An 11,550-nucleotide genomic window follows, 5' to 3' on the forward strand; every position below is an offset into this window, starting at 1 on the left:
AAATAGACGTAATCATCTAGTGCTTTGATCTTCTTTTATTTAGATTTAGTCTACTAAACTTTCCTTAAGTTTTTCATAACTCAAACAAAAAACAGCACCAATAGGTACTGTTTTATATCGATATTTCTTCTTAGAACAAACCAACAGCTGTTCCGTCTTCAGCTACGTCCATCTTGAGGGCTGCTGGTGCTTTTGGAAGACCAGGCATTGTCATGACGTCACCTGTAAGAGCTACGATAAATCCAGCACCTGTTTTAGGAACAAATTCACGAATAGTGATATCAAAACCTTCTGGTGCTCCAAGTAAGAATTGGTTATCTGAGAAGCTATATTGTGTTTTGGCCATACATACTGGCAATTTATCCCAACCGAATTCTGCAAATTGTTTGAGTTGGTTCTTAGCTTTTTTCTCGAAGACAACTGATTTACCACCATAGATTTCAGTAACAATCTTAGTGATTTTTTCTTCCAAGCTATCATCATCAGAATAAAGACGTTTATAGTCGGCATTACCATTTTCAACAGCATCAACTACTGCGTTGGCAAGGTCAATACCACCATCAGCACCATTAGCCCAAACGCTAGCCAATTCAACAGGAACATCGATTTCTGCACAAAGTTCTTTAAGGGCTGCAATTTCAGCTTCTGTATCAGCAACAAACTCGTTAATAGCAACGACTGCTGGAAGACCAAATTTACGAACGTTTTCTACATGACGTTTCAAGTTTGCGAAGCCATCACGAACGGCCTGAACATTTTCTTCAGAGAGGTCAGTTTTGGCTACCCCACCGTGCATTTTAAGGGCACGAAGTGTCGCAACAATAACAACAGCATCAGGAGTTGTTGGGAGGTTTGGTGTCTTGATATCAAGGAATTTTTCAGCACCAAGGTCAGCACCAAAACCTGCTTCAGTAATCGTATAATCAGCCAAACGAAGAGCTGTAGCTGTAGCTAGAACTGAGTTACATCCGTGAGCGATGTTGGCAAATGGACCACCGTGTACCAAGGCTGGTGTCCCATAAATTGTCTGTACCAAGTTAGGTTTGATGGCATCTTTAAGAATAAGGGTAAGCGCACCTTCTATTTCAAGATCACGTACATAAACTGGTGTACGGTCATAACGGTAGGCAACTACAATGTTAGCCAAACGTTCTTTAAGGTCATTAATATCAGTAGCCAAGCAAAGAATCGCCATGATTTCAGACGCAACAGTAATATCAAAACCATCTTCACGTGGAATACCATTAAGTGGTCCGCCAAGACCAACGTTTACATGACGAAGCGCACGGTCATTAAGGTCAACCACACGTTTCCAAATGATACGACGTTGGTCAATGCCGAGAGCATTTCCTTGATGAATATGGTTGTCAAGAAGGGCTGACAAAGCATTATTTGCTGTAGTAATAGCGTGCATATCCCCTGTGAAGTGGAGGTTGATATCTTCCATCGGAAGCACTTGAGCGTAGCCACCACCTGCAGCACCACCTTTGATTCCCATAACCGGACCAAGTGATGGTTCACGAAGGGCAATCATTGTTTTCTTACCAATTTTGTTAAGAGCGTCTGCAAGGCCGATTGACATGGTTGATTTACCTTCACCTGCTGGTGTTGGGTTGATGGCTGTTACCAAAATCAATTTTCCTGGCTTATTGTCTTTGACTGCATTGATTTTATCAAATGACAATTTTGCCTTATATTTTCCGTAGAGTTCCAAATCGTCAAAGCCGATTCCAACTTTTTCAACTACTTCTGTGATTGGTTTTAATTCTACACTTTGAGCAATTTCGATATCTGTTTTCATGAGACACTCCTCTATATTTTTCTAAAATCTATTATATCAGAGTTTGATAAAAAACGCATTATTTTTGGTCAATTACTTTTCAATGTTCGGTTTTTGTTTTATTATAAATCGTTATAACTTTAATTTATAAGGGTACAGCTCAAAAATTACTTACAATTATTTACTAAAGAAGCAATTTTTAGTACAATACTACTATGAAAATTTTGATTACATCGGGTGGTACCACTGAAAAGATTGATGCTGTACGTGGAATCACAAACCATTCAACAGGTTATCTAGGAAAGGAAATCGCTGAGCTTTTCTTGGCTAAGGGGCACCAAGTAACCTTAGTAACGACCAAAACAGCGGTTAAACCAGAACCGAAAGAAAATCTAAAGATTACAGAAATTACGAACGTAGATAGTCTTCTCAAAATGATGGAGCCACTCGTCAAAGAGCACGATGTTCTTATACATAGTATGGCAGTCTCTGATTATACTCCTATTTATATGATGGATTTTGCTGAACTGGAGGACACCGAAGATCTCGCTCAATTCTTGCATAAGTCTAATACTGAAAGCAAGATATCATCGGCTTCAGATTATCAGGTTCTTTTTCTTAAAAAAACACCGAAGGTCATTAGCCTTGTCAAACAATGGAATCCTGCTATTCAACTGATTGGCTTCAAACTTTTGGTTAATGTGAATAAAGAAGAACTTTTTGACGTTGCTCGTGCAAGTCTGAAACGCAATCAAGCTGATATTATTGTTGCCAACGACTTAAGTGACATTACTCCAAATCAGCATATTGCCTATCTCGTTGATGAAAATAACGAGGAGAAAGTTACGACCAAATCCGCTATTGCTCAAGCTTTATTTGAAAGGATATGCCATGACTAAACGTATCATCCTTGCTGTTTCAGGATCAATTTCTGCCTATAAAGCAGCTGATCTAACAAGCAGGTTAAAGAAAAAAAGTTATGATGTTCACGTCATTATGACTGAAGCTGCGCGAGCCTTTATCACTCCTCTAACACTTCAAGTCCTTTCGAAGAATCCTGTTCACACTGATGTCATGGAAGAAAAATTGGCTGAACGTATTAATCATATTGACTTAGGTAAAGAAGCTGACCTCTTTGTTGTAGCTCCAGCTTCAGCAAATACCATTGCAAAATTAGCACATGGTCTAGCTGATAATATGCTTACTGCCACTGCTTTAGCTTTACCTAGTACTACCCCTAAACTAATTGCCCCTGCAATGAATACGAAAATGTATGAAAATCCACTGACTAGGAAGAATTTAGATACTCTACATTACGTTGGCTATCAAGAAATTCTTCCAAAATCAGGTTTACTGGCTTGTGGAGATATAGGACGTGGTGCCTTAGCTGATATTGATGACATTATTGAATCCATTGACAATGCTTTAACAAAATAGCCTTGCAGAGAATAAAAAGGAGTTTATGATGAATAAGAAAAATAAAGCAAACCAAACGGCTCAGTTATCCCTCTTGATAGCTACAATGGTTGTAATCGAAGTACTCAGTCAAACCATCTTTGCTGCTTTTGTACTTCCAATCAAACCAACCCTAACACATATTCCAGTCATTATCGCTAGCATCGTCTACGGTCCTAAAATTGGAGCTTATTTAGGTGGCTTCATGGGAATCATGAGTATTATTCGCAACACTGTTATCTATACGGTTAGTAGCTATCTCTTTAGTCCTTTTGTTGAAGGAGGAACTTGGGCATCTGCAGTCATTGCCATCGTCCCTCGTATCCTAATCGGTATTTTCCCATACTTTGTCTATAAGTTACTTCAAAATCGTCTAGGTCTGGCTCTATCTGGGGTTTTAGGTGCTTTCACAAATACATTTTTTGTACTTCTTGGCATCTACTTCCTAATCCCTAACTTCTACACAGCAGGTGGCAAAACACTAATGGCAACCATTTTCACAACAAATTCGATTGCTGAAATGATTATCGCTGGCCTGTTAACTCTAAGTATCACACCTGTGTTATTAAGATTGAAAAAATAAAGAAAAAACATGGTGATTACCATGTTTTTTTCCTTTAATTATGGTATAATGTAAGCGTTTAAAAATATAAAGGAGATTGCTATGTCTTACACTGAAAATTATCAAAAATGGCTCGACTTCGCTGAATTGCCTGCTTACCTTCGTGATGAGTTGGTCGCAATGGATGAAAAAACGAAAGAAGATGCCTTCTATACCAACCTTGAATTCGGTACAGCTGGTATGCGTGGATTGATTGGTGCTGGTACTAACCGCATTAACATTTACGTTGTTCGCCAAGCAACTGAAGGTTTGGCCCAATTGATTGACTCAAAAGGGGAAGAAGCTAAAAAACGTGGTGTTGCTATCGCTTACGATAGCCGTCACTTCTCTCCAGAGTTTGCTTTTGAATCTGCTCAAGTTTTGGCTGCTCACGGTATCAAATCTTATGTATTTGAAAGCCTACGTCCAACACCTGAATTGTCATTTGCTGTTCGTCATCTCCACACATTTGCTGGTATCATGGTAACAGCTAGCCACAACCCTGCTCCATTTAATGGATACAAGGTTTATGGTGAAGACGGTGGACAAATGCCACCTGCAGATGCTGATGCTTTGACAGATTACATCCGTGCTATCGAAAATCCTTTCACTGTGCAATTGGCTGACCTTGAAGAAAGCAAAGCTAGCGGCTTGATTGAAGTTATCGGTGAAAACGTCGACGCTGAATACTTGAAAGAAGTGAAAGGCGTTAACATTAACCAAGACTTGATCAATGAATACGGTCGTGACATGAAGATTGTCTACACTCCACTTCATGGTACTGGTGAAATGTTGGCTCGTCGTGCTCTTGCACAAGCTGGATTTGAAGCTGTTCAAGTTGTTGAAGCTCAAGCTGTTCCAGATGCTGACTTCTCAACTGTTAAATCTCCAAACCCTGAAAACCAAGCTGCCTTTGCTCTTGCTGAAGAACTTGGTCGCAAAGTAGACGCTGATGTATTGGTTGCAACTGACCCAGATGCTGACCGCCTTGGTGTTGAAATCCGCCAACCAGATGGATCTTACCTCAACCTTTCTGGTAACCAAATCGGAGCTATCATTGCTAAATATATTCTTGAAGCTCACAAAACAGCTGGTACACTTCCTGCAAATGCTGCCCTCTGTAAATCAATCGTATCAACTGAGTTGGTGACTAAGATTGCAGAAAGCTACGGCGCAACTATGTTTAACGTCTTGACTGGTTTCAAATTTATCGGTGAGAAAATCCATGAATTTGAAACACAACACAACCACACTTACATGCTTGGTTTCGAAGAAAGCTTCGGTTACCTCATCAAACCATTCGTACGTGACAAAGACGCTATCCAAGCTGTTCTTATCGTTGCTGAAATCGCAGCTTACTACCGCTCACGTGGCATGACTTTGGCAGATGGTATCGAAGAAATCTACAAACAATACGGCTACTTCGCAGAAAAAACAATCTCTGTTACCCTCTCAGGTGTTGACGGAGCTGCTGAAATCAAGAAAATCATGGATAAATTCCGTGGTAATGCTCCTAAACAATTCAACAACACAGACATTGCTAAGACAGAAGACTTCTTGGAACAAACAGCTACTACTGCTGACGGCGTTGAAAAATTGACAACTCCTCCAAGTAACGTGCTTAAATACATCTTGGCTGATGATTCATGGTTTGCCGTTCGTCCTTCAGGTACAGAACCAAAAATCAAATTCTACATCGCTACAGTTGGTGAATCTGAAGCAGATGCTAAAGAAAAAATTGCTAATATCGAAGCAGAAATCAATGCTTTCGTAGGCGAATAATATTTAAGACTTAGAGCTAAGCTCTAAGTCTTTTTTATACACGACAATACTAGGATTGTAAGCAAGTCACCCATTTTACTACTCGAAACAAGCAACCACCTATAGACTAATCTATAGGTGGTAGTTTTATGATTTAATTATAGAGCGCTAACTTGTGAATGATGCTTAAACAAGGAATGAGTAGCTCCATGAATATGACGAGCGGTCTCTGCATTATTCATGGTGTAGAGGTGAACGCCTGCAACATCTTGCGTAACAAGATCGACAATCTGGTCAATAGCATAGGCAAGACCTGCCGCTCTAAGTGACTCAGGATCATGCTCATACTTATCCAAAATGGCACGGAACTTACGTGGTAAATGGATATTCTCACAAGTCTTAAGCAAACGTAGGGCTTGGTTACGATTCAAAATAGGCATAATACCCGCATGAATTGGTACATCAATTCCAGCCAAGGTACATTTATCTTGAAAATCATAGAAACGTTCATTGTCAAAGAAGAGTTGAGTTACAAGGCTAGAACAACCTGCATCAACCTTTTTCTTAAGGTTTTGGATATCAGAGATTTGATTTGGCGAATCTGGATGCCCTTCAGGATAGCAGGCACCGATGATATCAAATTGAGGAGCTTCTTCCTTAATAAACTCAATCAAATCAGTGGCATATCTAAAGTCTTTAAGAGGTTCCACACCAGGAATGATATCACCACGTAGGGCTAAGATACGGTGTACACCAACAGCATCCAAGTCACGTAAGGTATCAGCAACCTTTTCTTTACTCAAATAGATAGCCGGAAGGTGGGCAATCGTTGGGATGGCTAGGTCATTTTGAATATGATCTGCCAAAGGAACCGTCGTCTCTTTGATATTATATTTGTTATTACTAGCTGTCACACTGATAAAGTGTGGAGCCAATCCTTGCATATCCTCAAGGGCACGTAGAATTTTTTCGTTACCTACTGCAGGGTTAGGTGGAAAGACTTCAAAAGAGAGTGATGGTGTTTGGCTTGTCATATTTTATACCTTCTTCTTTTTAGATTTTTGTTAAGACAAAAGCTGTTTTAAGTGCCTATTGACTTCATAAGTACAGTTAAACACGTGTTAATCATAGCCTGCTTGCAAAAATCTTTAGAAAATTATTTGCTATTGAAAACCTTCTACACTTAAGGAAGAAGGTCTTCAACGTATGATAACTTCTGCTTACAAGTTTTCGCGAGCTGCTTTTGCAGCTTCTACAAGCTTGATCAAGCTTTCTTTAGTTTCTTTGATTCCGCGAGTCTTCAAACCACAGTCAGGGTTGATCCATACTTTACCGCTTGGTACTTTAGCCAAGATTGCTTCGATAGTGTGGTCAATTTCACCGTCTTGTGGGACACGTGGTGAGTGGATATCGTAAACCCCAGGTCCAACTTCTGTTTGGAAGTTTTGAGCTTTAAGTTCATCCAAGATTTCAAGATTTGAACGGCTAGCTTCAAATGAGATAACGTCAGCATCTAAGTTATCGATAGCTGGGATGATATCTGTAAATTCTGAGTAACACATGTGAGTGTGGATTTGTGTGTCTGGTGCTACAGTTGAGTGTACCAAACGGAAGGCTGGAATTGCCCAGTCGAGGTAGTCTTCATACCAGTCACTACGACGGAGCGGCAATTTTTCGCGAAGAGCAGCTTCGTCAATTTGGATAATTTTCACGCCTGCAGCTTCAAGGTCAAGAACTTCATCTTTGATTGCAAGAGCAATTTGAAGAGTTGAATCCTTGATAGAGATATCTTCACGTGGGAATGACCAGTTAAGGATAGTAACAGGTCCAGTCAACATACCTTTAACAGGTTTGTCTGTACGGCTTTGTGCGTAGCTAGACCATTTCACAGTGATTGGGTTAAGACGAGTCACATCACCCCAGATGATTGGTGGTTTAACCCCACGCATACCGTATGATTGAACCCAACCATTTTTAGAGAAGAGGTAACCTGACAAGTTTTGACCAAAGTATTCAACCATGTCGTTACGTTCGAATTCACCGTGTACAAGCACATCAAATCCAACTTCTTCTTGCCATTTAATCCATTCATCAGTGATTTCAGCAAGGAAAGCATCGTATTCTTCTTGTGACAATTCATTCTTACGGAAAGCCAAACGTTTCGCACGAACTTCCTTAGTTTGAGGGAATGAACCGATAGTTGTTGTTGGAAGCAATGGAAGTTTGAAAGCATCTTTTTGAATCGCTTCACGTTCTGCAAATGCTGGCAAACGAGTATAATCAGCTTCAGTCAACCCTGCAATACGAGCACGAAGTTCAGCATTTTCACCAACACGCTCAGTCGCAAAGAGTTCTTTGTTAGCAGCAAGGGCTTCTTCACCTTGACCATTGCGGATAGCATCCAAATCACGCAATTCGTCCAATTTTTCAACTGCAAAAGCAAAGTGGTTCAAAATAGCTGGTTCAAATTCTTCATTAGCAGTTGTAAATGGCACATGAAGAAGTGAGCAAGATGTTGTCAAAACAACATTTTCAGCTGGCACTTGTTCAAGAATTGCAAGACTCTTCTCGTAGTTGTTACGCCAGATGTTTTTACCATTGACGATACCGGCATAGAGAGTCTTATCAGCTGGGAAACCACCTTTAACCAATTCAAGTGTTTTCTTACCTTCAACAAAGTCAAGACCAATACCATCAACTGGCAAGTTCACAAGATCATTGTAGACATCACGAACATCACCAAAGTAAGTTTGGATCAAGACTTCAAGACCTTTTTTATCAGCCAAGAGTTTGTTGTAGAGATTCAAGAAGAGAGCTTTTTCTTCAGCTGTCAAATCTTTAACAAGGGCTGGCTCATCGAGTTGGATACGAGTCGCACCAAGCTCTGCCAATTTTGCAAAGACTTCTTGGTAAGCTGCCACAAAGCTGTCTACAAAGTCTTCTGCTTTCACACCGTCCTCAAAGTCAGATAATTGAAGGAAAGTGAATGGTCCAACGACAACTGGACGTGTGTTAAGTCCCAATTCTTTAGCTTCTTGGTACTCATCAAAAATCTTGTGACCAGCAAGTTTAACTTCTGTTGTTTTTTCAAATTTAGGAACGATGTAATGGTAGTTAGTGTTAAACCATTTTTTCATAGGAAGGGCACGTACATCCCCTTTTTCACCTTGGTAACCACGCGCCAAAGCAAAGTAACGTTCAAGATCTGTCAAATTCAAGTTCTGAACAGATTCAGGTACGACGTTGAAAAGGAAAGCTGCATCAAGGAAGTTATCGTAATGTGAAAAATCATTTGAAGGAATTTCAGTGATACCCTTCTCTTTAACAATATTCCAGTGTTTTGCACGCAAGTCTTTGGCTGCTGCTAAAAGTTCATCTGCAGTAATTTCATTTCTAAAGTATTTTTCTGTTGTAAATTTTAATTCGCGGAATTCACCCAAACGTGGGAAACCAATGATAGTAGTTGACATCTTGTGTCCTCCTCTTTGTTGTTGAACTTATCTTACCAAAGAAATGGGTAGCTGTATAATTGCTATTAGTTTTCTCTATATATAGTTTTAGACTATACCCTATAAAATAAAGGGTTATCGACTTCTGTTATCTCCTTTTACTTAGATATCGTTATAGCTAATAACTATATATTGACTTACTAAATCCCTTTTTATATCAAAAAATCCCTAGACTTTTGTCTAGAGACTCTATTATTTACTAGGATCAGAACACTAAGCTCTATAAGTGCTCAGTACCCTCTCTTGAAGCCAAGATGATGTATAAGACATATTCTCACTATTGTAACTATTCCAAATAAAATAACCAAAAATTGCCAATACTAATAAGAAACAAATTCCCAAGACGGCTAACCATATGATTTGTTTCTTTAAGCTATCATACTCACTCATATAGCCATTATGAAGTTTAATGAGTTCATTTCTTTTTTTGTTACTTGACTCTTTAGCAATAGCTATTTCTAGCTCGTACATCTGGTGCTTCCATGAATTCTTAGAAGTGCCTTTTTTCATTTTATTGTTTGAAAGGCTGCTGTTGCCTTTCTCAAAGTTATTTTTTTCAGTCATATTTCCCTCTAAAATCTTCTTTTAGTCCCTATCATTATAACATATGTAAAACTATCTGAAAAGTTCATTTTTGGTTAAAATTTTGAGAAAGATAATTAAAACATGAAAAAGAACCAGAGGGAAACTTCTTATGTTATACTCTAAGTATGCATAAGAAAACTGTTATTGATTTTAAAGAACTTGGTGTCAGACAAATCTTTACAGACGCCATTAAAGAACTAAAAACAAAGGACATTAAGGAAGTCAAACCCCTTTTAGATGAACTCGAAGCCTATCAAAATGAAGGTTATTATGCAGTAGGTTATGTTTCCTATGAAGCAGCCCCTGCCTTCGAGACAAAATTTCAGGTTATTGATGGTCCATTAATGTCTGAGTATCTCCTCTACTTCACTGTTCATGAAACTGTTCAAACAGAGCCTATTCCACTTACTTATGACCCTATTACCTTACCAAAATCTTGGCAAGAGCTAACTTCTGCTGAGGAATACAAGGCTGCTATTGAGCATATACACCACCATATTCGACAAGGTGATACTTATCAGGTCAATTATACTGTTCAACTTCAACAGAACCTGACAGCTGATCCCTTTGTCATCTACAATCGATTGGTTGTTGAGCAAAATGCCCATTACAATGCCTTTATTCAGCACGATGATGTTTCTATCATTTCTATAAGTCCAGAACTCTTCTTTAAAAAAGATGGAGATAAGTTGACTACTCGTCCTATGAAAGGTACTACCAATCGAGGTTTAACAACTGAAACTGACCTTGCACAAGCAAGATGGCTAGCTCAGGACCAAAAAAATCGCTCTGAAAATATGATGATTGTTGATCTTCTTAGAAATGACATGAATCGTATTTCTAAAATAGGAAGTGAAGATGTTAAGAGCCTTTGCCAAGTTGAACAATACTCTACAGTTTGGCAAATGACTTCGACAATTGAAACGCAACTCCTGACAAATAGAAGTTTATGCGATGTCTTCCAAGCCCTTTTTCCATGCGGATCGATTACAGGTGCCCCAAAAATAGCAACCATGGAGATTATTAAGAAGGTTGAAAAACAGCCTCGAGGTGTTTATTGTGGAGCTATTGGAATCTTGGTGCCACAGGGACCTAGTATTTTCAACGTAGCCATTCGGACACTACAAATGGAAGAAACCAAGGCTATCTATGGTGTCGGAGGGGGGATTACCTGGGACAGTAACTGGGAATCCGAATACGAAGAAACCAAGCAAAAAGCTGCTGTTCTATACCGTCAGAACCCAAAATTTGATCTCATTTCTACCGGTCGTATTCATCAAGGAAAACTCCTCTTTCTGGAGGAGCATATAAAACGTTTACAAGAGAGTAGCCGATACTTTGACTATCCTTTCAATGCAGAAAAAGCGCACAATCAAGCCACAGCTCTGTGCCAATCACTAGACCTTAACACAGACTACCGTCTTAAATTGTCCCTTAAAAAAGATGGTGAACTGAAGTTTGAACATAGCCAATTAACAAACTTATCTGATGACTTTTGCCAAGCAAGATTAGTTGAGCAAAGACATCCGTTGGATAGCCCCTATACCTTCTTTAAAACAAGTTACCGTCCTCACCTTAGTATCGAACCTCACGAACAAATCTATTATAATCACGAGGGACAACTCCTAGAAACCTCTATCGGTAACATCGTTCTTAAAATCGAAGACCAACTCTACACACCACCAGTTCACCTCGGCCTCTTAAATGGCATCTACAGACAAAGTCTTATAGCTGAGAATAAGCTGAAAGAAAAAGTCCTGACTGTAAAAGATCTGAAACAGGCTCAGGCCATCTACGGATGTAATGCGGTAAGAGGGTTGTATGAATTGAAGGTGGAGGGAGATAATTATATCTAAACA

At 39.3% G+C, this 11,550-nt stretch carries 9 protein-coding genes; 5 read left to right on the forward strand and 4 right to left on the reverse strand.

Annotated features, from left to right (window positions below):
* Positions 1 to 130 precede the first annotated feature (130 nt).
* The gene (locus H7U01_RS03150) at positions 131 to 1,801 is read right to left on the reverse strand and encodes a formate--tetrahydrofolate ligase (protein WP_004182072.1); all 1,671 of its coding nucleotides are present in this window, start codon (positions 1,799 to 1,801) and stop codon (positions 131 to 133) included.
* Between the two features lie 194 nt (positions 1,802 to 1,995).
* Between H7U01_RS03150 and H7U01_RS03155 the strand changes: the two genes are divergently transcribed.
* The 4 genes from H7U01_RS03155 to H7U01_RS03170 all read left to right on the forward strand — a co-directional run bounded on the left by H7U01_RS03155 (position 1,996) and on the right by H7U01_RS03170 (position 5,618).
* Positions 1,996 to 2,679: a phosphopantothenate--cysteine ligase gene (locus tag H7U01_RS03155; RefSeq protein ID WP_201041101.1), complete on the forward strand. Its 684-nt coding sequence runs from the start codon at positions 1,996 to 1,998 to the stop codon at positions 2,677 to 2,679.
* Positions 2,672 to 3,217: a phosphopantothenoylcysteine decarboxylase gene (coaC, locus tag H7U01_RS03160; RefSeq protein WP_201041102.1), complete on the forward strand. Its 546-nt coding sequence runs from the start codon at positions 2,672 to 2,674 to the stop codon at positions 3,215 to 3,217. Before H7U01_RS03155 ends, coaC begins: the two co-directional genes overlap by 8 nt.
* A 28-nt stretch (positions 3,218 to 3,245) precedes the next feature.
* A complete protein-coding gene (locus tag H7U01_RS03165; protein ID WP_021144028.1) occupies positions 3,246 to 3,818 on the forward strand; it encodes an ECF transporter S component in 573 nt (190 codons plus the stop codon).
* An 81-nt stretch (positions 3,819 to 3,899) separates the two neighbouring features.
* On the forward strand, positions 3,900 to 5,618 hold the full coding sequence (locus H7U01_RS03170) for a phospho-sugar mutase (RefSeq protein WP_037600760.1): 1,719 nt from the start codon (positions 3,900 to 3,902) through the stop codon (positions 5,616 to 5,618).
* Positions 5,619 to 5,755: 137 nt separating this feature from the next.
* Here the strand turns inward: H7U01_RS03170 and metF are convergent, their stop codons facing one another.
* From metF to H7U01_RS03185, 3 genes are all read right to left on the reverse strand, one after another.
* Entirely contained in the window at positions 5,756 to 6,631 is an 876-nt protein-coding gene (gene metF / locus H7U01_RS03175; protein ID WP_013990458.1) for a methylenetetrahydrofolate reductase [NAD(P)H], read from the reverse strand.
* A gap of 186 nt (positions 6,632 to 6,817) precedes the next feature.
* Positions 6,818 to 9,067: a 5-methyltetrahydropteroyltriglutamate--homocysteine S-methyltransferase gene (gene metE / locus H7U01_RS03180; RefSeq protein WP_201041103.1), complete on the reverse strand. Its 2,250-nt coding sequence runs from the start codon at positions 9,065 to 9,067 to the stop codon at positions 6,818 to 6,820.
* Positions 9,068 to 9,319: 252 nt separating this feature from the next.
* The gene (locus H7U01_RS03185; RefSeq protein WP_037600767.1) at positions 9,320 to 9,670 is read right to left on the reverse strand and encodes a hypothetical protein; all 351 of its coding nucleotides are present in this window, start codon (positions 9,668 to 9,670) and stop codon (positions 9,320 to 9,322) included.
* Positions 9,671 to 9,816: 146 nt separating this feature from the next.
* On the opposite strand from H7U01_RS03185, the gene pabB reads away from it, so the two are divergent.
* A complete protein-coding gene (pabB, locus tag H7U01_RS03190) occupies positions 9,817 to 11,547 on the forward strand; it encodes an aminodeoxychorismate synthase component I (RefSeq protein ID WP_037600770.1) in 1,731 nt (576 codons plus the stop codon).
* Positions 11,548 to 11,550: the final 3 nt, after the last annotated feature.

The sequence above is a fragment of the Streptococcus sp. 21.1 genome (genome assembly GCF_016648635.1).
Classification (GTDB): domain Bacteria; phylum Bacillota; class Bacilli; order Lactobacillales; family Streptococcaceae; genus Streptococcus.

Coding starts and splice junctions, on each gene's coding strand:
- H7U01_RS03150 (WP_004182072.1), bottom strand. CDS start 1,801: ATGAAAACAGATATCGAAATTGCTCAAAGTGTAGAATTAAAACCAATC.
- H7U01_RS03155 (WP_201041101.1), top strand. CDS start 1,996: ATGAAAATTTTGATTACATCGGGTGGTACCACTGAAAAGATTGATGCT.
- coaC (WP_201041102.1), top strand. CDS start 2,672: ATGACTAAACGTATCATCCTTGCTGTTTCAGGATCAATTTCTGCCTAT.
- H7U01_RS03165 (WP_021144028.1), top strand. CDS start 3,246: ATGAATAAGAAAAATAAAGCAAACCAAACGGCTCAGTTATCCCTCTTG.
- H7U01_RS03170 (WP_037600760.1), top strand. CDS start 3,900: ATGTCTTACACTGAAAATTATCAAAAATGGCTCGACTTCGCTGAATTG.
- metF (WP_013990458.1), bottom strand. CDS start 6,631: ATGACAAGCCAAACACCATCACTCTCTTTTGAAGTCTTTCCACCTAAC.
- metE (WP_201041103.1), bottom strand. CDS start 9,067: ATGTCAACTACTATCATTGGTTTCCCACGTTTGGGTGAATTCCGCGAA.
- H7U01_RS03185 (WP_037600767.1), bottom strand. CDS start 9,670: ATGACTGAAAAAAATAACTTTGAGAAAGGCAACAGCAGCCTTTCAAAC.
- pabB (WP_037600770.1), top strand. CDS start 9,817: ATGCATAAGAAAACTGTTATTGATTTTAAAGAACTTGGTGTCAGACAA.